At 60.6% G+C, this 21737-nt stretch carries 22 protein-coding genes; 10 read left to right on the forward strand and 12 right to left on the reverse strand.

The features are described 5' to 3' along the window. Positions 1–148 precede the first annotated feature (148 nt). On the reverse strand, positions 149–466 hold the full coding sequence (locus ACLEJR_RS11730; RefSeq protein ID WP_440792531.1) for a DUF883 family protein: 318 nt from the start codon (positions 464–466) through the stop codon (positions 149–151). A 157-nt stretch (positions 467–623) separates the two neighbouring features. On the opposite strand from ACLEJR_RS11730, the gene ACLEJR_RS11735 reads away from it, so the two are divergent. Then, positions 624–878 carry a hypothetical protein gene (locus ACLEJR_RS11735; RefSeq protein ID WP_440792533.1) on the forward strand — a complete coding sequence of 85 codons (255 nt, stop codon included), beginning with the start codon at positions 624–626 and terminating at the stop codon, positions 876–878. Positions 879–882: 4 nt separating this feature from the next. On the opposite strand, the gene ACLEJR_RS11740 is transcribed toward ACLEJR_RS11735, so the two are convergent. Then, a complete protein-coding gene (locus ACLEJR_RS11740; RefSeq protein WP_440792614.1) occupies positions 883–1791 on the reverse strand; it encodes a LysR substrate-binding domain-containing protein in 909 nt (302 codons plus the stop codon). 85 nt (positions 1792–1876) lie between these two features. Here ACLEJR_RS11740 and ACLEJR_RS11745 point away from each other — a divergent pair, with 85 nt between their 5' ends. Then, a complete protein-coding gene (locus ACLEJR_RS11745) occupies positions 1877–2800 on the forward strand; it encodes a carbon-nitrogen hydrolase family protein (protein WP_440792535.1) in 924 nt (307 codons plus the stop codon). Here the strand turns inward: ACLEJR_RS11745 and ACLEJR_RS11750 are convergent. Next, a complete protein-coding gene (locus ACLEJR_RS11750; protein WP_440792537.1) occupies positions 2790–3260 on the reverse strand; it encodes an LEA type 2 family protein in 471 nt (156 codons plus the stop codon). The genes ACLEJR_RS11745 and ACLEJR_RS11750 overlap by 11 nt on opposite strands. A 263-nt stretch (positions 3261–3523) precedes the next feature. Between ACLEJR_RS11750 and ACLEJR_RS11755 the strand changes: the two genes are divergently transcribed. The 4 genes from ACLEJR_RS11755 to ACLEJR_RS11770 all read left to right on the forward strand — a co-directional run bounded on the left by ACLEJR_RS11755 (position 3524) and on the right by ACLEJR_RS11770 (position 6565). Further along, the gene (locus ACLEJR_RS11755; RefSeq protein ID WP_440814092.1) at positions 3524–4240 is read left to right on the forward strand and encodes a helix-turn-helix transcriptional regulator; all 717 of its coding nucleotides are present in this window, start codon (positions 3524–3526) and stop codon (positions 4238–4240) included. A gap of 51 nt (positions 4241–4291) precedes the next feature. Next, on the forward strand, positions 4292–4633 hold the full coding sequence (locus ACLEJR_RS11760; RefSeq protein WP_440792541.1) for a nuclear transport factor 2 family protein: 342 nt from the start codon (positions 4292–4294) through the stop codon (positions 4631–4633). 262 nt (positions 4634–4895) lie between these two features. Further along, a complete protein-coding gene (gene zapE / locus ACLEJR_RS11765; protein ID WP_440814095.1) occupies positions 4896–6017 on the forward strand; it encodes a cell division protein ZapE in 1122 nt (373 codons plus the stop codon). A gap of 53 nt (positions 6018–6070) precedes the next feature. After that, positions 6071–6565, forward strand: coding sequence for a GNAT family N-acetyltransferase (locus ACLEJR_RS11770; protein WP_440792545.1), 495 nt, complete (start codon positions 6071–6073; stop codon positions 6563–6565). A 53-nt stretch (positions 6566–6618) separates the two neighbouring features. Here ACLEJR_RS11770 and ACLEJR_RS11775 read toward each other — a convergent pair whose 3' ends face one another. Further along, positions 6619–8358, reverse strand: coding sequence for a phosphoethanolamine transferase CptA (locus ACLEJR_RS11775; RefSeq protein WP_440792547.1), 1740 nt, complete (start codon positions 8356–8358; stop codon positions 6619–6621). Between the two features lie 366 nt (positions 8359–8724). Then, positions 8725–8898: a DUF6026 family protein gene (locus ACLEJR_RS11780; RefSeq protein ID WP_440792548.1), complete on the reverse strand. Its 174-nt coding sequence runs from the start codon at positions 8896–8898 to the stop codon at positions 8725–8727. A 249-nt stretch (positions 8899–9147) separates the two neighbouring features. Between ACLEJR_RS11780 and gnd the strand changes: the two genes are divergently transcribed. From gnd to ACLEJR_RS11795, 3 genes are read left to right on the forward strand one after another with little or no spacing between them, the layout of a single operon-like run. Then, positions 9148–10152 carry a phosphogluconate dehydrogenase (NAD(+)-dependent, decarboxylating) gene (gene gnd / locus ACLEJR_RS11785; RefSeq protein ID WP_440792616.1) on the forward strand — a complete coding sequence of 335 codons (1005 nt, stop codon included), beginning with the start codon at positions 9148–9150 and terminating at the stop codon, positions 10150–10152. Beyond that, positions 10149–11669, forward strand: coding sequence for a glucose-6-phosphate dehydrogenase (zwf, locus tag ACLEJR_RS11790; protein WP_440814097.1), 1521 nt, complete (start codon positions 10149–10151; stop codon positions 11667–11669). The genes gnd and zwf overlap by 4 nt, the downstream gene beginning before the upstream one ends. Beyond that, positions 11666–12487, forward strand: coding sequence for an HAD family hydrolase (locus tag ACLEJR_RS11795; RefSeq protein ID WP_440814099.1), 822 nt, complete (start codon positions 11666–11668; stop codon positions 12485–12487). Before zwf ends, ACLEJR_RS11795 begins: the two co-directional genes overlap by 4 nt. A gap of 68 nt (positions 12488–12555) precedes the next feature. On the opposite strand, the gene nhaB is transcribed toward ACLEJR_RS11795, so the two are convergent. The 3 genes from nhaB to ACLEJR_RS11810 form a co-directional block, all read right to left on the reverse strand. Next, on the reverse strand, positions 12556–14058 hold the full coding sequence (nhaB, locus tag ACLEJR_RS11800; protein ID WP_440814100.1) for a sodium/proton antiporter NhaB: 1503 nt from the start codon (positions 14056–14058) through the stop codon (positions 12556–12558). 94 nt (positions 14059–14152) lie between these two features. Further along, positions 14153–15442, reverse strand: coding sequence for a hypothetical protein (locus tag ACLEJR_RS11805; RefSeq protein ID WP_440814103.1), 1290 nt, complete (start codon positions 15440–15442; stop codon positions 14153–14155). Between the two features lie 357 nt (positions 15443–15799). Beyond that, the gene (locus ACLEJR_RS11810) at positions 15800–16066 is read right to left on the reverse strand and encodes a hypothetical protein (protein ID WP_440792558.1); all 267 of its coding nucleotides are present in this window, start codon (positions 16064–16066) and stop codon (positions 15800–15802) included. A gap of 341 nt (positions 16067–16407) precedes the next feature. Here ACLEJR_RS11810 and ACLEJR_RS11815 point away from each other — a divergent pair, with 341 nt between their 5' ends. After that, positions 16408–17733 (forward strand): sigma 54-interacting transcriptional regulator, encoded by a 1326-nt coding sequence (locus ACLEJR_RS11815; RefSeq protein WP_440792560.1) that lies wholly within the window; start codon positions 16408–16410, stop codon positions 17731–17733. 131 nt (positions 17734–17864) lie between these two features. Here ACLEJR_RS11815 and ACLEJR_RS11820 read toward each other — a convergent pair whose 3' ends face one another. The 4 genes from ACLEJR_RS11820 to ACLEJR_RS11835 form a co-directional block, all read right to left on the reverse strand. Further along, positions 17865–19148 (reverse strand): hypothetical protein, encoded by a 1284-nt coding sequence (locus ACLEJR_RS11820; RefSeq protein WP_440792562.1) that lies wholly within the window; start codon positions 19146–19148, stop codon positions 17865–17867. A 45-nt stretch (positions 19149–19193) separates the two neighbouring features. Next, complete coding sequence (locus tag ACLEJR_RS11825; protein ID WP_440792564.1) at positions 19194–19940, reverse strand: hypothetical protein; 747 nt, start codon at positions 19938–19940, stop codon at positions 19194–19196. Positions 19941–19997: 57 nt separating this feature from the next. Then, positions 19998–20678, reverse strand: a complete 681-nt coding sequence (locus ACLEJR_RS11830; RefSeq protein ID WP_440814105.1) for a C39 family peptidase — start codon at positions 20676–20678, stop codon at positions 19998–20000. A gap of 66 nt (positions 20679–20744) precedes the next feature. Further along, entirely contained in the window at positions 20745–21725 is a 981-nt protein-coding gene (locus tag ACLEJR_RS11835; RefSeq protein WP_440814107.1) for a heme utilization protein, read from the reverse strand. Positions 21726–21737 lie beyond the last annotated feature (12 nt).

Below are 21737 nucleotides of genomic sequence, written 5' to 3' on the forward strand. Positions count from 1 at the left end.
ACGCCTTTCAAAAGTAACCCGCCGTAAAGGCGGAACCGTAAGAAGCCGTTACCGCAGCAACGGATATGCACCCGGTCAAAAACCCCATACAACCCGTGAGCCCGCCATCGCGACCAGGCTCGCTCCCACAGCTTGCGCAGGGCACCGCCTAACGTCGACCAAGCAGCAACCCCACCACCAGCCCGAACCCCGCGCTGATCGCCACGGTCTGCCATGGGTGACCACCAATATAGGTTTCGGTCGCATCGACCACCGGACGGGTACGTTCACGGGCGCTGGCAACCGAATCCAGTGCCTGTTGCAGTTTCAAAGAGATCTGCCCACGCAGGTTCTCAGCGTCCTCGCCAACCAATGTCGCGCTGCTCTTGAGCAGTTTCTCCGACTCCTCGATCAATGCCCTCAGTTCACTGAACACCTGATCCTTGATTTGCTCTCCGTTCGCTTGAAGAGTGCTTTTACGCGCCATTGAGTGACTCCTTGTTGATGACCTTGCTCTATGGAGTGCTGCACCGCCTTGAAAGTTGCGAGATGGGCGGCGCAGCAGGGTCGTTTCATAAAACCGGGTTAAGGCTGTGCAATTCAAGGTGTAAGATGGCGGCTATTTACGCAACAGGTAATCCCCCATGAGTTTCAATCTGGCAGACAAGCCCCTGGCCGAGCGCGCTGCGCTGGAAGACGAAAAATCCCGGCTGTTCGAGCTGTGGCAAACCAACCTGGGCAAGGCCAAGGGCGAAGGCGCTCGTTTGTTCGGCGAGCGCTCCAAGCGCAAGGGCAAATGGGCCGAGTGGGTGCGCGCTGAGCTGGATGGTATGTCGCCACCGGAATACGCCAACATGGTGCGCAGTGAGGTCAATCGTCTGATGGCTGCCAACAAATAAGCCGCTACGCGAATGTGGCGACGATAGCCTCACGTACCTTGACCACTGCCGGGTCCATCTGGGTGTGGGTTCGCCAGCCCAGTTCGATGGGGTAGCGTGGTAGCGCCAGGGGGCAGGGCAGCAACGCGAGGCCGCTCAGCGAGGCGATGGCACGGGCGGCGTGCGTCGGGATGGTCGCTACCGCCTGGCTGCCTTTGAGCAGGAACGGCAGCGCAGCGAAGTGAGTGGTCGAGGCGCATACTCGCCGGCTCAAGCCGACAGCGGCCAGCCCTTCGTCCGTGATGCCTATGAAACCGCCCGATGACACCAGCAGATGCTCACGGGCCACGAACGCCTCCAGGCTCAACGTCTGCTCGTTTGGCGAGAGGCTGGCCGGGTCCACCAGACAAGCGTAATCGCCTTCCCCCAGCACTTGACGGCTGAGTAATCGCTGCGCAAAACCTCCCGCCGTGATCGCCAGATCGAGGCTGCGCTCCAGCAGCGCCGGCCCGACGATCTGGCTGTGGGTCTGGCGGAAAATCAGCCGCAGGCCCGGCGCCCGACGTGTCACTTCTTCGATCAAGCGGCGCCCGTGGGCGATTTCGAAATCATCCGACAGACCGACGATAACCGAGCGCCCTGTGTAATGGTTGGCGTCCGGATCGACCATTGCCAGGCTCTGGCGACACTTGTCCAGCGCCTCGCTGATCACCGGCTTCAATTGGTTGGCCCGCAACGTCGGCGCCAGGCCGCGGCCGGTGCGCACGAACAGTTGATCGTCATACAGCCCGCGAAGACGACGCAATGCGGCGCTGATGGCCGATTGGGTTACGCCCAGGCGCAACGCGGCGCGGCTGGCACTGGATTCATCGTGCAGAGCTTCGAAGGTCTTGAGCAAGTTGAGGTCGATGTCGGAGATATTCATATGGCTCATATCAGTTAGCAGCATCCAGGGCTTTATTCATGATCGGCCGACGCCTGAGAATCAGCAACACCTGATGATCAAGGAGTTAAATTCCATGCCCAAATCCATTGTCGCTGCCCTGCAGATCGGTTCGTTGCCTGGCGGCACGGCCGAAACCCTGGCGCAGATCCTTTCCTATGAAGACGCCATACGCCAGGCCAATGCTCGATTGGTGGTGATGCCCGAGGCGCTGTTAGGTGGCTATCCCAAGGGTGAAGGTTTTGGGACGCAGTTGGGTTACCGCCTGCCGGAGGGGCGCGAGGCTTTTGCCCGGTATTTCGCCAACGCCATTGATGTCCCCGGTGTTGAAACCGAAGCCCTGGCCGGGCTTTCGGCACGCACCGGGGCGAGCCTGGTGCTGGGCGTCATCGAGCGGGCCGGAAACACGCTTTATTGCACCGCGTTGTATTTCGAACCGGAGGCGGGACTTGTCGCCAGGCATCGCAAATTGATGCCCACCGGCACCGAGCGGCTGATCTGGGGCAAGGGTGACGGTTCGACCTTGCCGGTCATCGACAGTCAGGTCGGGCGCGTCGGTGCGGCAGTGTGCTGGGAAAACATGATGCCGCTGCTGCGCACCGCAATGTATGCCAAAGGCGTGGATGTCTGGTGCGCGCCAACGGTGGACGAGCGGGAGATGTGGCAGGTGACGATGCGCCATATCGCCCATGAGGGCCGCTGCTTTGTGGTCAGTGCCTGCCAGGTCCAGGCATCGCCCCAGGCGCTGGGCATCGAGGTGGCGAACTGGCCGGCCGAGCGCCCTCTGATTGCCGGTGGCAGCGTGATCGTCGGGCCCATGGGCGATGTGCTCGCCGGGCCGCTGAAAGACACGGCCGGATTGCTCACGGCGCAGATCGATACCGACGAGCTGGTGCGGGCGCGCTACGACTATGACGTGGTCGGGCACTATGCCAGGCCGGACATCTTCGAGCTGGTGGTGGACGAGCGGGCCAAGCCTGGGGTGCGCTTCACCAGGTAGCTGGGGAGCGCTGTAAATCGAGCGTTCCTCGGTCGACGAAACGCATTGTTCCGAACAAACCACCGGCGAGCTTGCCCTTGAGTACATAGGGCAGCCCGTCCAGGCTCTGGGTCTGGCTCAGGCCCAGGGTCTGGCGCAGCACGGAAAAGGCCGAAATACTCACAGGGATGCTGACTATCGCTTCGGAATACCGTGGGATCGAGCCGGTCTGGTCGCTGACCCCGGAGGCCAACGGGCGGCCATTGACCTCCAGGTCCAATGCCACGCCGTTGTAGTCGATGCTGGTTTCGTTGGGGTTCTGCAACCGCAGTTTCACCGCAAAGCGCATCTCCAGTTCCTGGCTGGGCAACGGTTCGATACCGACCACGTTGATGTTCAGCGGATCCCGATGAGGGAAGAGGGCGCAGGCGCTGAGGCTCGCCAGCATCAGGAACAGGGAGAAGCCGAGGATTTTGCGCATGGATATTCTCTCAGGAAAATAAAGGCAGGATACCAATCTCTGTGGCGAGGGAGCTTGCTCCCGCTCGGCTGCGCAGCAGCCGTCTCGATAAGCAGAGGCTGCTTCGCCCGAGTGCGGACCGGCCCAGCGGGAGCAAGCTCCCTCGCCACAAGCGCGCTGGTCAATAAATAGGGGCGCTGCATGTATAGCCCGACAAGCTCCTGCCAATTTCTGACACCAACCTCTGCTAATCTGCGTCAACTTTTTCGCCTGGATTGTCCATCGTGTCCCGTACCACTCGGCTGCTCACTTTGTTGCAAGTCCTGCGGGGCAAGCGCTGCCCGGTTACCGCCGCAACACTGGCGGCGGAGCTGGGCGTGTCGGAGCGTACCTTGTACCGCGACATCGCCGAACTCACGGCCCTCGGCGCGCCGATCCAGGGCGAGGCGGGAATTGGCTATGTGCTGCGCAGTGGACTATTCCTGCCGCCCTTGATGTTCACGGCCGATGAAATCGAGGCCATCGTGCTGGGCTTGCGCTATGTCGATCAACGCGCAGACGAGGTATTGGGCAAGGCGGCCGCCGACGCGTTGGCAAAAGTTGCGGCGGTGTTGGCGCCGGACCTGGGAGACGCCTTGCGCAACCCTACGGTGCTGCCGGGACCGCCGGGTTATGGCTATCCGCGCAACACGGTAGAACTCAACGTGTACCGCCAGGCGATTCGCACGCAAGCCAAGCTGCGCATCGATTACGCCGACGTGAACCAGACCCCGAGCCAACGCCTGATCTGGCCGCTGGCCCTGGGCTTCTTCAACGAGGCGCGGGTGGTGGTGGCCTGGTGCGAATTGCGCGGCGCCTATCGAACCTTTCGCACCGACCGCATCGGGGCCGCCGTCGAGCAGGGCGAGCAGTATCCGGGCAGGCGCAGTGACCTGCTGCGGGCCTGGTTCAAGCTGATGCAGCTGGATGAAATGGGGCGTTTTACTCCTGACAAAAACTGACATAACGCTGTTTTAGCATGGTGCCAGATCGATAAAACAAGGAGCCGTACCATGTCCAACCCCGTCTCTTCCCTGGCCCCGGCCATCGCCGGCTACATCGAGGCCGCCAATGCCCGTGACAGTTCGGCGGCGACGCGTTTCTTCGCTGAAAATGCCAACGTGTTCGATGAAGGCCAGCACCGTGTCGGCACCCAGGCCATCGCCCAATGGATGGACGACACCGCCCGACGCTATCAGCCCCGGGTCCAGGTGCTCAATGTGCAGCAACGCACCGGCAAGGTACTGGTCCACAATCTGATCTCCGGCACGTTCCCCGGCAGTCCGCTGGAGTTGCGCTACACCTTCCGGCTTGATGAGCAGGGGAAGATCAGTCGGTTGGATATCTCGATCTAGGCCCCTGCCTGGCACAAAATTTATGTGGCAGAAGCGCTTTCTTTGGCAAAAGATGATTCCTGTGGCGAGGGAGCTTGCTCCCGCCGGGCCGGGCTGGCGTACCTGTGCGCGCCAACCGTCTCGATAAGCAGGGTTGCTTCGCAACCCAGCGGGAGCAAGCTCCCTCGCCACAGGGTTTGCGTTAAATCAACCGAGCGGTGATCGCGCCTCCATGCCGTCGACATGGCATACTCCCTGCTTTCGTTTTCCGGATCCGGGCCGTATGACTTTCGACTCCCCCCTGAGTGCCTGGCAGCATGCCATCGAACATCACGGCTTCGTCCAGGACGAGGCCCAGGAGCTGGCGATCCTGTCCCTGGAGCAATGTCACAAGGCGTTGCACGAGGGTCGCAAATCCATCAAGGGCGTCTATCTCTGGGGCCCGGTGGGGCGGGGCAAGACCTGGCTCATGGATCGTTTCTACGAAAGCCTCAAGGTGCCGGCTCGGCGTCAGCACTTCCATCACTTCATGGCCTGGGTGCATCAGCGCTCGTTCCAGCTCACTGGCACTCCCGACCCTTTGAAGGCCCTGGCCCGGGAGCTGAGTGCCGAGGTTCGGGTGCTGTGTTTCGACGAGTTGTTCGTCACCGACATCGGCGATGCGATCATCCTCAGCCGCCTTTTCCAGGTGATGTTCGAGCAGGGCATGGTGATGGTCAGCACGTCCAACCTGCCGCCGGAAGAGCTCTACGCCAACGGCCATAACCGTGAGCGCTTCCTGCCCACCATCACCGCGATCAAGCAGCATATGCAGGTGGTGCCGGTGAACGGCTGGCAGGACCATCGTCAGCATCCGGGGGCGTTGCAGCAGCGCTATTGGGTGCGCGGTCCCGAACAGCCCGAGCCGTTGGCTGGCGTCTTCGCCCAGCTCACTGCCGGGCAGCAACCGGGCAGCGGGCCGATCCAGGTCGGTCACCGCTTGTTGGAACCCGTGCAGGTTACGGACACGGTACTCTGGAGTCGTTATCAGGACCTTTGCGAACAGCCTTTCTCCGCTCTGGATTTCATGGCCCTGTGTGACCGTTTCAGCGTGATCCTGCTCGGTGAAGTGCCCAGTCTGAGCGCGGAGCAACGCGAGGGTCGGATTGCCCGTGGCACCGAAGACGGTGTCGAGCGGGTCGAGGCCGGGGACCGCGAATTGCCGCAATTGTCGGTCCACGATGATGGCGTGCGTCGGTTCATCGCCCTGGTCGACGAATGCTATGACCGCAAGGTTCCGCTGTACCTGTCGGCCCAGGTGCCGATGGACGAGCTGTACACCGAGGGCTATCTGCAATTTCCGTTTCGCCGTACCCTCAGTCGCCTTCAGGAAATGCAGATGCAACGTTTTGGTCAGCCCGGCTGACCGGTATCCCGCCGACGGCCGCGAGTCGTCGGTATCAACGAAGTGAGATGGTCATGGAAGAAGCCAAGGACATTCTGGTATTGCAAGCCAGCTACACCAACCCGGTCCACGCCGAAGCGATCTGTCATGTGCTCAATGGCTATGCCGAGGACCCGATGGGCGGCGGTCATCCGCTGCCTGCCGAGGTACTGCTGCATCTGCCCGAAGAACTGGCCAAGCGCCCCCATGCGTTCAGCGTATTGGCATTCGTCAACGGTGAGCCGGCGGGGCTGGTGAACTGTTTCGAGGGCTTCTCCACGTTTGCCTGCCGGCCGCTGGTGAATGTCCATGACGTGGCGGTAATGAAAGATTTTCGAGGGCTTGGGTTGAGCCAGAAGATGCTGCAGAAGGTCGAGGACATCGCTCGTCAACGTGGTTGCTGCAAGATCACCCTGGAAGTGCTTGAGGGCAACGCCGTGGCCCAGGCCAGCTATGCCAAGTTCGGCTTTGCCGCCGGCATGCTCGATCCAGACCACGGCCGCATGCTGTTCTGGACCAAGCCGCTGTAGGCTGGAGGGCTCTCTGAAACCGTGGCGAGGGAAGCTTGCTCCCTCGCCACGGTTTATTTCTGCACCACGGTCGTCGTCGGTGGCTTGGGTTTGATCAGGCTGAAGTCGATCAGGCCCTTGTGCTGGTTTTCATAAGGATTGCCGATCAGCAGCGGCCGGGCCTTGAACTCATCGCTGACCAGGCTCTTGCTGCGATCGAGTTCATCGAAACTCAGGCCCGCCATGTCGGCCCAAGTGTGGATCAGATGAGAGCTGCTGTAGGGCCTGGACAGGTCGCCGATGAAATCCCAGTCGTGGTTTTCGCGCCATTTGGGGGAAGCCCAGGCCATGAACGGAATGGTGTACATCGGCGCGGTCGGTTTGCCTTCGTTGCGGCCCAGGGTGCCATGGCCCTGAGAATCGAAGACATCTTCGCCATGGTCCGAAAGGTACAGCAGAAAGCCGTTGGGATCGCTCTTGGCGTAGTCCTTGATCAGGCTGGATACCACGAAATCGTTGTACAGCACCGCATTGTCGTAACTGTTGTAGGTCGGCAGTTGATCGTCACGAATGCCCGGTGGGACACCCTGGCGGTCGGTGAATTTGTCGAAGGTCGGCGGATAGCGGTACTGATAGCTCATGTGGGTGCCCAACAGGTGCACCACGATCAGCTTGCGCGGCGCGCTGTCGGCCAGGGCCTTGTTGAAGGGTTCGATCACGTCGCCGTCATACTGGGCCGCATTCTGGTTGCGGTTGTTGTTCAGGTACACCTGCTCGTCGGCCTGTTGGGAAAAGGTCGTGAGCATGGTGTTGCGCTTGGTCATGGTCTGCTGGTTGGTGATCCAGAACGTCTTGTAGCCGGCCTGTTTCATCATGCTCACCAGCGACGGTGTGCTCAGGTACAGATCAGGGTGCTCTTCATCGGCGAACGTCAAGACCTGTTGCAGCGCTTCGATGGTGTATGGGCGCGGGGTGATGACATTGTCGAACACCGAGAGCTGATCCCGGAGCTTGTCCAGTTCGGGCGTGGTTTCCCTTGGGTAACCGTACAGGCTCATGCGCTGGCGATTGGTGGACTCGCCGATCACCAGTACCAGGGTGGCCGGCTGGTTGGCCATGTCATCTTTGAGGTTGCGCAGGGGCGAGATTTTGCTGGCGCTGTGGAGCATGCCCTGCATGTTTTCCAGCTGTTCGCCGTAGCGACGATAGGCCACCACCATTTGCCACGGCACGGCGGGCTCGATGCGATCCTCGAATTTTTCCAGGGCGCCGGCAAGACTGCCGGTGCGCTGGGTCTGTTTGATCAACGGGTAACCGACCACGGCCACGACGATGGCGAGGGCGGCGACCAGCGCCTGGCCGCGGGGCAGGTAAACCGGCCGCAGGCGGGTCCAGAGCCAGTAGCCGATGGCGGTGTGGGCCAGGAACGCCGCGACCATCCACCAGGCAAAGTACTGCGTCAGGTACTCACCGGCTTCAGCCACGTTCGATTCGAACATGATGAAGATGACGCTCTGGGAGAATTCCTGCTGGTAAATGAAGAAATAGCCCAGGCTGGCCATGGAGCAGGCCCACAGCACCACGCCGATCAAGGCGGCAAGCAGGCGTGTCCGGGTGGGGAAGAGCAGCATTGGTGCCAGCCACAGCGCACTCATCACGAAGGCCTGGCGGAATCCGGTGAAACCAGAAGTATCACTGACCAGGATGAGCAGTTGGGTGATGCCGGAGAAATACCAGAAGAATAGAAACAGCCAGCCGAACCCGGCCCAATCGAAACCTTTCGCAGTCGTTTTGCTGCGTTTGAACAGACTCATCAAGCGCTCCAGCCTTAGTCGAGGCAGCTGCTGTCAGCCCAGTGGCGACCGCAGGCGTGCGTCGAGCAACCTTAAAGGCGCGGAGTATCGCGGCTAAGGTGTGAAAACTTTGTGAGTTTTTCGGTGACAAAACGACAGGAAAAGAAAGACTTGCCTGGCAAATCAAGTACAGGAGCAAAAGCTTCGTGGCGAGGGCGCTTGCTCCCGCTCGGTTGCGCAGCAACCGTAAAATCTGCGAAGCCGCTGCGCCCGAACGCGGACCGGCCCAGCGGGAGCAAGCTCCCTCGCCACGGGAATTTCTGAAGTCTTGGGGAAGTGACAGCGTCCACGCCGATGCCACTTCCGGATGCAGCGCTGCCGGAGCGCTTACCGAGCCAGGGCCTGGCCCTGATGGGACAGCTGGGAATGCTGCAGCTGCATGCGCAACTGCGTCACTTCATCAAGCAGGAGATCGCGCTCTTCCTTCAGAAGGCGCAATTCGTCGCGACGAATGGTCACATAAAGGGTTTGGGGAGGACGTGCGGTAACGACAGGGCCCATTGCTCACCTCGCAAATGGCGTACATCAACTATAGAGATGTCGCCAGTATTTGGTCGACACCTCTACTATCGGCGCCAATTCTGATTTCTTTTGCCTGTGATTGGAACTTTTTTATTTTTCATGGTCGCTGTGTCTTCGGCCGGGTTTGAAGCGTTATCCCTTGTGATTGCCTGAATTACCCGGAAACTATGCAGCAATGCTCTGGACTAACCTCCACTAGTCTTGGAGCTAAACCTTTGACTTACCTTTATTTGTAGTAGGGAGCATCAGCACATGCAACTCGGGATCATTGGACTGGGCCGCATGGGCGGCAATATTGCGCGGCGCCTGATGCTCAATGGGCACACCACTGTCGTCTACGACCGCAACAGCGCATTTGTCGATAACCTCAGTCAAGAGGGCGCCAAGGGCGTGGCGGACCTGCCCGCACTGGTCGCCGGCCTGGAAAAGCCGCGGGCGGTCTGGGTCATGTTGCCCGCTGGCGCACCCACCGAAGACACCATCAACGACCTCAGCCAGTTGCTTGAGCCGGGCGATGTGATCATCGACGGTGGCAACACGTACTATAAGGACGACATCCGCCGCGCCCAGGCCCTGGCGGAAAAAGGCCTGAGCTATATCGACGTTGGCACTTCCGGGGGCGTCTGGGGTCTGGAACGCGGCTACTGCATGATGATCGGTGGCGACGCCGAGGTCGTGAAACGCCTGGATCCGCTGTTCGACAGCCTGGCCCCGGGCATGGGGGACATCCCGCGTACCCGTGATCGCAAATCCGACGATGATCGTGCCGAACGTGGCTACATTCATGCCGGCCCGGCGGGTGCAGGGCATTTCGTGAAGATGATCCACAATGGCATCGAGTACGGAATGATGCAGGCCTTTGCCGAAGGTTTTGACATCCTCAAGACCAAGTCCAGCGAAAGCCTGCCACCTGAGCAGCGTTTCAACCTGAATGTCGCCGATATTGCCGAAGTCTGGCGTCGCGGCAGTGTGGTTTCGTCCTGGCTGCTGGACCTGACCGCCGACGCTCTGGCCAGTGACCCGCAACTCGACGGGTTCTCCGGCGAAGTCGCCGACAGCGGTGAAGGTCGCTGGACCATCGAGGCCGCCATCGAACAAGCGGTGCCGGTCCCGGTATTGTCCAGCTCGCTCTTCGCCCGTTTCCGCTCTCGTCAGCAAAGCACCTATGGCGACAAGATGCTCTCGGCGATGCGCTTCGGCTTCGGCGGCCATGTGGAGACACCGAAAAAATGACCTCGATCGGCAGCAAATCCAAGGCAGAACCGGCACCACCGACCACGTTGTTTCTGTTCGGAGCCCATGGCGATCTGGTCAAGCGGCTGCTGATGCCGGCGCTTTACCACCTCAGTCGTGACGGCCTGCTGGGGGATGGGCTGCAGATCATCGGGGTTGACCACAACGCGATCAGCGATGTGGATTTCGCCAAGAAGCTCGAGGACTTCATCCGCAGCGAAGCGGTCAACAAGGGCGGCGATGCCGAGCGCGCCCTCGATCCGGTGCTCTGGGCCAGGCTGGCCAAGGGCATCAGCTATGTGCAGGGTGATTTCCTCGAGGACGGCACTTATCAGGCGCTGGCGGCGAAGATCGCGGCCAGCGGCACCGGCAACGCGGTCTTCTATCTGGCGACCGCGCCGCGTTTTTTCAGCGAAGTGGTCAGCCGCCTTGGCGCGGCCGGCCTGCTTCAGGAGCAGCCGGATGCCTTTCGGCGCGTGGTGATCGAAAAGCCGTTCGGTTCCGACCTGCGAACCGCTGAGGCACTGAACGCCTGCCTGCTCAAAGTCATGAGCGAAAAACAGATCTATCGGATCGACCACTACCTGGGCAAGGAAACGGTGCAGAACATTCTGGTCAGCCGTTTCTCCAACAGCCTGTTCGAGGCGTTCTGGAATAACCACTACATCGACCACGTCCAGATTACCGCCGCCGAAACCGTCGGTGTGGAAACCCGCGGCAGTTTCTACGAACACACCGGTGCGCTACGGGACATGGTGCCCAACCACCTTTTCCAGTTGCTGGCGATGGTCGCGATGGAGCCGCCGGCGGCATTCGGTGCCGATGCGGTGCGCGGAGAGAAAGCCAAGGTGGTCGGGGCAATCCGGCCCTGGTCGGTGGAACAGGCCCGGGCCAATTCGGTACGTGGGCAGTACACCGCCGGCGAAGTGGGCGGCAAGGCAGTGAACGGTTATCGCCAGGAGGCCAACGTGGCCGAGGACAGTGAGACCGAGACCTATGTCGCCCTCAAGGTCATGATCGATAACTGGCGTTGGGTCGGCGTACCGTTCTACCTGCGCACCGGCAAACGCATGAGCGTGCGGGACACGGAAATCGTCATCTGCTTCAAACCGGCGCCTTATGCGCAGTTTCGCGACACCGAAGTCGATGAATTGCAACCTACCTACTTGAGAATCCAGATCCAGCCCAACGAAGGCATGTGGTTCGACCTGTTGGCGAAACGGCCAGGGCCGGCGCTCGACATGGCGAACATCGAACTGGGTTTTGCCTACAAGGACTTCTTCGAGATGCAACCGTCCACGGGTTACGAAACCCTGATCTACGATTGCCTGACCGGCGATCAGACGCTGTTCCAACGGGCCGACAACATCGAGAACGGCTGGCGTGCGGTGCAGCCATTCCTCGATGCCTGGCAGCAGGACCCGACATTCCAGCCCTACAAGGCCGGGGAAGACGGACCGGCGGCCGCCGATGATTTGCTGACTCGCGACGGTCGCGTCTGGCACGGCCTCGGATGAGTGAGTTGGTGACACAACCCATCCGATTCTTGCTCAGCGACATGGACGGCACGTTGTTGCTGCCCGATCACAGCCTGACCCAGCGCACCATCGAAGCGGTTCGCGCATTGCGCGAGGCGGGGGTGTTGTTTAGCCTCGCCACCGGCCGGCCGCCCCGGGCGATGCGCCAGCAGATCGAGGCCCTGGGCGTCGACCTGCCTACCGCCGCGTTCAACGGCGGCACGCTGGTGCATCCTGATGGCAGCTTCCTCGCGGTGCATTACCTGCCACCTGAGGCGGCGCTGACCACCCTGGCGCTGTACGCCGATCAGCCGGGTATAGAGGTCTGGGTCTTCGCCGACGGCGATTGGCTGGTGCTCGATGCCAACGGACCCATGGTACCGGTCGAGACCCGTGGCCTGGGCTATGCGCCGGTACAGGTTGAGAGTTTCGAGCCCTACCTTGAGCGCATCGACAAGATCGTCGCCACCAGTGCCAACACCCAACTGCTGGTAGAGCTGGAGGCGCGCCTGCACCCGTTGCTCGATGGCCAGGCCCAGGTGTCGCGTTCGCAACCGATCTATTTGGATGTCACGGCCATGAAAGCCAACAAGGGCGAGGCGCTGGCGACCCTGGCGGCATTCCTGAATGTGCCGCTGGCGCAGACGGCGGCGATGGGCGATGGCGGCAACGACCCGGCGATGTTCCATCGTGCGGGGCTGTCGATCGCCATGGGCCAGGCGCCGGAAGCGATCAAGCGCCAGGCCGATGTCATCACCGCTGCCAATACCGAAGACGGCGCGGCATTGGCAATCGAGCGCTATATCCTGCCGCGCTGACTCGCCGGTGGAAATCGAGGGAACGGATATTCTGGGAGCGAGCCTGCTCGCTCCCAAGGCGTTGCGCTCTACAGCCAGTCAGTGACCGCAAACCAGCCCAATCCACCCATCACCACGGTGTAAGGCAACGCCATCCAGACCATCCGGCCATAGGACAGGCGAATCAGCGGGGCAATCGCTGACGTCAGCAGGAACAGAAAGGCGGCCTGGCCATTGGGAGTGGCCACGCTGGGCAGGTTGGTGCCGGTATTGATGGCCACGGCCAGGGTTTCGAACTGTTCGCGGCTCAAGTGGCCGGACACGAAGGCCTGTTTCACTTCGGTGATGTAAATAGTCGCCACAAACACGTTGTCACTGATGGCCGACAACAGTCCGTTGGCGATGAACAGCATGCCCGGTTGTTGGTCGGCGGGAAGGGCCAGGACCCACTGGATCAGCGGCGTGAACAACTGCTGGTCATGAATGACCGCCACCACCGCAAAGAACACCACCAACAGCGCGGTGAACGGCATGGCGTCCTTGAAAGCGTTGCCGAGCCGGTGCTCGTCGGTGATACCGGTGAACGCGGTAATCAGCACAATCACCATCAGACCGATCAGACCGACTTCGGCAACGTGCAGTGCCAGGCCGATGATCAGGATCAACGCGGCGATTGCCTGAACGATCAGGGCGGCCCGTTGACGTGAGGTGCGCTCGCGGTTGTCCTGTTCGGCGTAGTCGGCCAGCACGGCACGGACATTGTCCGGCAGCAGTGTGCCGTAGCCGAACCAACGCAGTTTTTCCAACAGCACGCAGGTCACCAGCCCTGCCACCAGCACCGGCAGCGACACCGGCGCGACCTTGAGGAAGAATTCGGCGAAATGCCAGCCCATCTCATGGCCGATCAGAAGGTTCTGTGGTTCGCCCACCAGGGTGCAGACGCCGCCCAGGGCCGTGCCCACCACACCGTGCATCAGCAGGCTGCGCAGGAATGCCCGGAACTGGTCCAGGTCGGCGTGATGCAGCGAGGCCAAGGCGTGGTCTTCATCGATGTTGCTTTCCTGGCGCGGGTCGTGGCCTGACGCGACGCGGTGGTATACCGAATAAAATCCCACGCCGGCGCTGATGATCACCGCCGTGACGGTCAGCGCATCGAGGAATGCCGAGAGAAACGCCGATAGAAAGCAGAACATCAGCGCCAGCAACGCCTTGGAGCGTACCCCCAGCAGCAGTCGCGAAAACAGGAACAGCAGCAGGTCCTTCATGAAGTAAATCCCGGCCACCATAAACATCAGCAACAGGATTACCGGGAAGTTGTGCAGCAATTCCTGATACAGCGCCTGGGGCGTGGTCATGCCCAGCACCAGCGCCTCTATCAGCAACAGCCCGCCGGGCATCAGCGGGTAGCATTTGAGCGCCATGGCCAAGGTGAAAATGAACTCGATGACCAGCATCCAGCCCGCCGCGACCGGCCCCACCGTCCATAGCACCACGGCGTTGAGGATCAGGAAAGTGATGATGCACGCCTTGTACCAGCGCGGCGAGTGCCCCAGAAAATTGTGCGCGAAAGCCTGAGCCATTGAGCCGGACATCGGCTGCTCCTTTTAATTAGAAGCGCGCAAGTTGCCGTAAGAAATTAGGAATATCAAGGGTAGGAATAAATACCGGTCAGCTCGCCATCCTGAATCAGGCCCAATACCGTGCAATGACCGCTCGGTAACTGCCATGGAGTGAATATCCCCCCACCAGGATTTTCCCGTCTGCCTGCACCGCCAGGGTGGTGGCGGTGTCCAGGCTGTAGCCGATTCGAGTGCGAACCCAGCCTTCGCCCTGGCCGAAATCCGGGTCGAGACTGGCGTCCGGCAAATGCCGGGCGAGCAGGAAATCGGTTTCGATACCACCGAGGGTAGCCCCAGCCGTCACCAGCTTCCCGTCCGGTTGAACCTGGGCGGCGGTCCACTGGCTGGAGCTGCGTCCAATCTGCAGGAGCTGGCATTGGCCCTGGTTGCAGTGGCGGTCCGGCTCGCCGTCCTGGCTTACTTTCAGTGACAGACTGTGCATCGGGTCGCGGCTGCTGCCGAACGCCTGCAAGTCGCCGTTTGCGTGCTGCACGATCTGGCTGACCATTACGCTGTGGTCCTGCGCCTTGATTGACAGGAATCCTTGCTCACCGAAGGTTTCATCGAGCCCGCCGTCGGGGTCATAACGTGCGATCAGGCCTTGCTGGGGCAGGTCGATTGCACCGCCGACGACGATATGGCCGTCGGCCTGGAGCGCCAGGCAGCCCAGCCAGGTGTTTTTCAGCAGCCGCCGGACCATCACGAAGCCACGGCCGTTGAACGAGCCATCCAACTCACCGTCGGGCAACAGTCGGATCAGCACGCCGACGTGATCGGACAATTGAAAGTGATGATTGGCCAACAGCAGGATCCGGCCATCGGCCTGAACCTGCATGTCACAGGCTTCGAGGCCCGGTATGCCGGGCGGCAGCCACGGGTCACGCAGGCCTTGGGAGAGGTTGCCGCAGAGTCTGATGATCCGCCGGCCAGCGTTGCCGAAATCTTGCACGGGTCGGCCCTGCTGGTCGAACAGGGCGAGGGCGGGAAGGGTGTGGTCAGTGTTTTCGTAGTGCAGGCCTGACAGCAGAATATGGCCATTATCCAACTCGATGATCTTACCCGCCGTTGCTTCACAGCCATCTTCGAAGACACCGATCACACAGCCGTCGGCGCCAAAGTCTGGGTCGGTCGAGCCATCGGGGTTGAGTCGGGTCAGCCCGAACCGGCTGCCGTTGGGGGTATCGATCCGGGCCGCCACCTGGATTCGACCAGCGTGGTCGAGGGTCAGCCCGGTGGTCTGGCTCGAACGGCTGCCTTCAAAATGAATCCAGGCTTTACCGTTGTCGGCAAAGGTTGGATCAAGTTGCCCGGCGTAGATTTGCGCCGGTTCCAGCGCAAACGCGGATCGATCGTGCATGCGTGCCTCTCCTTGCGCGTCGACCGACCCCCAGGCTATGTACGAAATAGCTTGAAACTTGGTTATGCGGCGTTAAAAACCGGCTCGTGCGCGAGTCCGATCGGAATGCTCATTGACAACCAGTCAAGTCGAGCGCGACCCCGGCCGTTCCTCGCCGGTTTTTGCCTTGCCTAACCTGCGTTTCAAACCATTTCGTACACAGCCTAAGAACGGCGACAGCATGAGGGCAACATTCAATCCTTGAACGGATCAATGCACAACTGTCAGACCTTGCGTAAGTAGGGACGATTCGTGCCATAACAATGGCTTTGCGACCCAACGCCAAGCCCGCCACGGATAGCAGGCCTATCGGCGGCTTTATTCCGGCATCGACCAGGACTGCAACTTGTAGCCTTCCTGGCTCAATTCGGCGCGGGCCTGTTTCAACAGGTCCGCCAGTTTGGCCGGATCGGTATAGGCACTGCTTGGAATCTGTTTGCGCCCAATATGAGTATTGGTGCGGTCTACGACGGTCAGGCTGAGTTCACCGTTACCGTCTTGTGGAGCCCAGGCCACGCATTGGAAAGGACGAAATGCGCGGTCGGCAATCAAAAGAGCTTCGTTGATACGGAGCGGGGCGTTCATGGCGTTTTCTCTTCAATGTGCCCAATCAAATGATGTGCCGGCGGTTGGGCGTACCGTGCGGCAGGTTACTTGTACTGATGTTCCGAACCCGGGGGCGGGTCACACAATCTTTAAATAAATTTCGAATTTCTTTCAGACCAGGCTTCCAGGCTTTTGTTTGAAAGCGGGTTGAAAGAAAAACCGGGGGGGAAACTAACGAAACGGCTTCTTATAACCACTTTTATCGTTGTTCAATAATCAATCGATACAAGGGGGTGTCAACTTCTTGCTACTGTTACATGCAGGTTCGCCAAACGACTGTTTCTAATAACATTTCCTTATTTTGGCGCCAAGGATCAGTCATGATCGAAGCCAGTACGTCGCGTCGTCTGCTCGTGGTTGATCCCTGCGATGATTGCCATCGCCTGCTGCCCGGTCTGCGCAGCGTAGGGTGGGATGTGGACAGTTGTGCCCTGGAGCACGCCGGTGATCGGCCGTGCGATGTCGGGCTCCTGCGCTTGCAGCCGTTTCATCTCGAGCGCCCGGAGGCGGTCAAGGAATTGATCGGTCGCAGCGGCACCGAATGGATCGCGGTGCTCAACCAGGAGATGCTGCGCCTGCAGAATGTCGGTGATTTTGTCTGCGAATGGTTCTTCGACTTTCATACCTTGCCATTTGATGTTTCCCGGGTCCAAGTGACGCTGGGCCGGGCATTCGGCATGGCGCGCTTGCGTGGGCAGGGTACGATTCATGTCGATCAGCCTGAGCACGAACTGCTGGGCGACAGCCGACCGATGCGCGAACTGCGCAAATTGCTCGGTAAGCTGGCACCCACCGAGTCACCGGTGTTGATTCGTGGGGAGAGCGGAACCGGCAAGGAGTTGGTGGCTCGCACGCTGCATTTGCAATCGCACCGACGCCACAAACCATTCATTGCGATCAACTGCGGTGCCATTCCTGAGCACCTGATTCAATCCGAATTGTTCGGCCACGAGAAAGGCGCTTTCACCGGCGCTCACCAGCGCAAGATCGGGCGGATCGAGGCTGCGCACGGCGGAACGCTGTTCCTGGATGAAGTGGGCGACCTACCGATGGAACTGCAAGCCAACCTGCTGCGGTTCTTGCAGGAAAAACACGTTGAGCGGGTCGGTGGCAGCCAGCCGATTGCAGTCGATGTGCGGGTGCTGGCGGCGACCCACGTTGACCTGGAAGCAGCCATCGAACTCAAGCGTTTTCGTGAGGATTTGTACTATCGCCTCAACGTGTTGCAGGTCGTCATGGCTCCGTTGCGCGAGCGCCATGGCGACCTGGCGATGCTTGCCAGTCACTTCTCGCATTTCTACAGCCAGGAAATCGGCCGGCGGCCGCGCAGCTTCAGCGACGACGCCCTGGCGGCGATGGGCATGCACGACTGGCCTGGCAACGTGCGCGAACTGGCCAACCGTGTCCGTCGCGGGTTGGTGTTGGCGGAAGGTCGGCAGATCGAGGCCCGGGACCTTGGCCTTGCCAGTCCTCATGGCGTCGTCGCCCCGATGGGCACGCTGGAAGACTACAAGACTCGCGCCGAGCGCCAGGCGCTGAGCGACGTGCTCAACCGCCACAGCGACAACCTGAGCGTCGCTGCCAGGGTCCTTGGCGTATCACGGCCGACATTCTATCGGTTGTTGCACAAGCATCAGATTCGCTAATTCCGGTTTGGCGCAGTTCCCTGTGGGAGCGAGCCTGCTCGCGATTGCAGTGGGTCAGCCATGAACAGGTAACCGATCTACCGCTATCGCGAGCAAGCTCAGCGCCCACAGAGTGCAAGGGAGGTCTTGTGTCAGAAGTAATACGGGAATTTCAGGCTGAAGCTGAAGTCCGGTGCATCGTCCGTCAGGCCTATGGACAGGTTGGGCACGATGGTCAGGTTGTCGGTGGCGGCGACGGTCATGCCGATGTTGAAGTAGCCGGCGTTGGCGTCGCTGGAGACCACTGACTGCCAATCCCCGCCCTCCTGTTTGATCTTGCTTTTCTTCTGGATGAGGTCGGACACCGAGAACGACATGCTCATCTTCTCGTTCAATGCGAAGGCGATGCCCGCACCGAGCTGGAAGCTATCGCCGATCCGGACCTTGCCGGGGATCTTCTGGTTGACGGTGGAGCTGGTGTCGTCGAACGACTCCTCAAAGTTATGGGTGTAAGACAATGTGCCGAACAGCACGGCCGGGTCGAAGGTCTTGACCAGCGAGATCCCGGGGGTGATCGACCACACGCCGTTGCCGGTGGGCAGGTCTTCAGGCACGAACAGGTTGGTATTGGCCTGGGACTGGCGCAGCTTGATGCCGAACGGGTCCTTGCCGGTCGGGGCCTTGACCCGCAGGGTGACCACTGCATCCGGCGTGTCGATCGACTCATCCATGAACTTGTAGGCAATGCCGAAGTTCACGTCGCCGATGGTGGGGTCGCGGGTCACGGTTTCCTCGCTGGTGACTCCGGCAGCGCCGTTGTTGGCACCGCCGGACTGGTACGTCGACTCGCGGTAGATCACCGGCACGTTAAGGTCGAACTGCCAGCGATTGTCGAAGTTGTAGCGGCCGGTCAGGTCCAGGGTCCAGGTGTCGGCCTTGATCCGGTCCAGGTTGATGTTGCCCAGGAAGATCGAATCCAGGGCCAGGAAACCGTTGAGGATCAATTGCCGGGTGTCGTAGCGCGAATAGGTCACGCCGGTTTCGAAACTGAACTTGCCGCCACCGAAGAAACCGCTGGCCTCGTCATAAAGGTTGGAAACGCTCTGGGCCGGTTGCGAATCGTCGGCGAGGGACTGCCCGTAGCCGCTGCCACCGGTCCCTGCCGAACCACTGCCGGCCACGGTCTGGTTGCCTTTCATGTCAGCCGGGGATTTGGCCAGGCGCTTGGGGGGCGGGGCGGCGGGCTGGTCTTCCACCTGGCGAACCCGCTGTTCGAGCACCGCCAAAGCTTTTTGCTGGGCCTCGTATCGCTGCTTCAACTCCAGGAGTTCCTGCTTCAGGGCTTCGATGTCCGCGTCCGGCGCCGCGTGTAACACGGTCGCCGGTAACAACGTGCTCAAACACATGACAGCGCGCAACGATACGGATCGATACATGGAGAATGCCGTCCCTATTTGCCCAATGGTCGTCAGCAGCGTAGTTCAATATCCTAGGGTGCGCAGGCCTCGCAATTGCGTCAGGTTGCAGTCCAGGGCCCCGGCGCTGGGGCCGTTGTTGTTCAGCACCACGTTGAGTTGGGTCAGGTTGTTGACCTGGTTGCCGTTGCCAAGCAGGCGGGTGTTCTGCAGCAGGCCGCCCTGGGCCACCTGTTGCAGGGCACTGCCCTGGTTCTGGCTGGCCTGGATCGCCATCTGCACGCCGTTGCCGGTAGCGGTGACTGCCACGCTGCCGGCGGCATTGCTGCCGCTGATGGTCTGGCCACTGCTCAGCAGTTGGCCTTGGGAGGGCACCAGCGCAGGTGCCTGGTTGCTCTCCCTGACGTTGATATCGACATTGTTATAGGCCGTGTTGCCGTCGCCGGCGGCACGTACGCTCTGGGTCACGCCCTGGCTCGTACCCAGGCCTGCGCCACCGGTGATGTTGCCGCTGCCCTGATCCGGGATACCGCCATTACCGGTCTGCTTGATGGTGGACACATAGAGTTGGGGTTTGATCGTAGCGGCCTGGATCTGCAGGGTGCTGGAGGCGCCGATCAGGTCGCCGCTGGCGTTGCGCCAGGTACTGCTCATGACAATGCCGAAACTGATGACTCGGCCCGGCATCACATAACGACCGCGCAGCTCGGAAAGCTCCTGGTCCTTGACTTCGATCGGTTTGAATCCGGCATGGGCATAGCCCGAGGCAGCCGCGGCCAGGCAGGCCAGCGTCAGCCAGTGTGACGTTTTCATGTGCAGCTCCCGGAGCGTCCTGCTCCTCTTGTATTTATTGTTGGCAGTGTTCGGCGATTAAAAGAAGTCGCTCTGTATGAAACCGAAATCCATCAGTTCTGCATCCTGGACCGGATTGAAACCGTCCAGCTTGTTACGCGCCGTCAGCGGTTGCGGAGGGCTGCGCAAGGCGTTGGCTTTGTCATAGCCTGGCCCGACAATGGCAAAGACGATGCCATTCCAACCCTTGACGAAATCGTCATGGGCGTAGCGCTTGTGTCCCAGCACCGGGTCGGCAATGTAGACCCACTGCTTGTCGGCGCGCTGCAACACCACGAAGTGCTTGTAGCCGCGGATATCCATCAGGACCACCACAGGGATGGTCACCGCTTCGATTTTTTCGGGCGGTATCCGATAGCCACGGGCACGCATGCCGATGGTTTCGACATAGCGCTTCATGTCGAGCATGGAAAATCCTTGGGTGCGAACCAGGTCCTGGTCCGCGTTGACCAGCATGCCTTTGATGACGTGTTCTTCATCGACGTCCAGCCAATAGGCCTGGCGCAGCACCGTGGCCAGCGCGGCGGCGCCGCAACTGAAATCGGTCTTCTGTTCGACGATATCGCTGAACTTGCGCTCGCGCAGGCTTTGCACCGGTTTATAAATCAACATGCCGCCAGGCAAGGCGGCGACCGGTATCTGCGCGGCTTGAGCAACGCAGGCCATGGACAGAAGCAGGGAAAGGGCAGTCCCACGCATGACTGATACGCCTTTTGATAGTCCTGGAAAAGAAGCCCCGTCGCCGGGGCTTCGTTTCATGCGCGCTTACATGCAGGCCTTGCAGCCGGCAGCGATGGACAGCGAGTTGCTCTGCTGGTTACCCACGCCAGCCGAGACGTTGGCGCCACCGTTACCGGAGAAGCCGTTCATCGAGTTGCTCATGGTGGCGTTGTTGATCACAGGGTTTTTCCAGCCGTCGCGGGTCAGCACTTGCTGGGTATTGGTGCCGGACAGTTCAAAGGTGCCCACGGCGGTGAACTTGAACTTGTCATCATCATGACCGCCGCCGTAGCCGCCTTTGTTGCCCCAGCCGCCATGGTTGTCGCTTTCGGCAGTGCCATCGCCTTTGGCTTTGAACGTGCCGTTGGCTTTGTAGGTGCTGGTAAGGGTGTCGGTTTTATAGGTCCGCACACCTTTGTTGTCGACTTCCAGGCCGGTGGAGGTCTGGTCGGCCGCAGCAGCGGCTGTTGCAACACGGCCTCCGGACACGGCGATGGCCAGGTTGTTTTTCTGTTGGTTGAAGTTGCCGGCGGTCACGTTGATGCCGATGTTGCCGGAGCCATTGTTGCCCGCATTGGTGAGCGAAGCGTTGTTTTGAGTGGAGTTGTTCTTGACGTAATTGTTGTTATTGACTTGCGTGGCGCTGGACACGGCGACAGCCGAGCCGAAGATGAAGCTCTCGTCAGCGGTGGCCAAGGCTGCGGCGTTGTCTTGTTGGTTGCCGTCGCCGCCGGCAACGTTGGCGCCCATGTTGCCGTTGCTGCCATTGAGCGAGTCCTTGGCTTCGGCGGTATTTTTGGTGGCCTGGTTGGTGACTACGTTGCCGTCGCTGTTCTGTTCATCCAGCACCGATGCCGCAGCACCCGCAGTGATGGACAGTTGCTCCTGCCAGGTCGGACCTTTCGGACCATGGTTGCCATGGCCGTGACCATGCCCGTTGTTATCGTTTCCTCCGGCCTGCGCGGCCATTGCCATGACAGCGGCGAGAGCGAAAACCAATGGTTGGAGTGCCATCGTAGGTTTCATGGTGTTTCTCCT

This window comes from Pseudomonas sp. SMN5, assembly GCF_052041925.1.
Taxonomy (GTDB): domain Bacteria; phylum Pseudomonadota; class Gammaproteobacteria; order Pseudomonadales; family Pseudomonadaceae; genus Aquipseudomonas.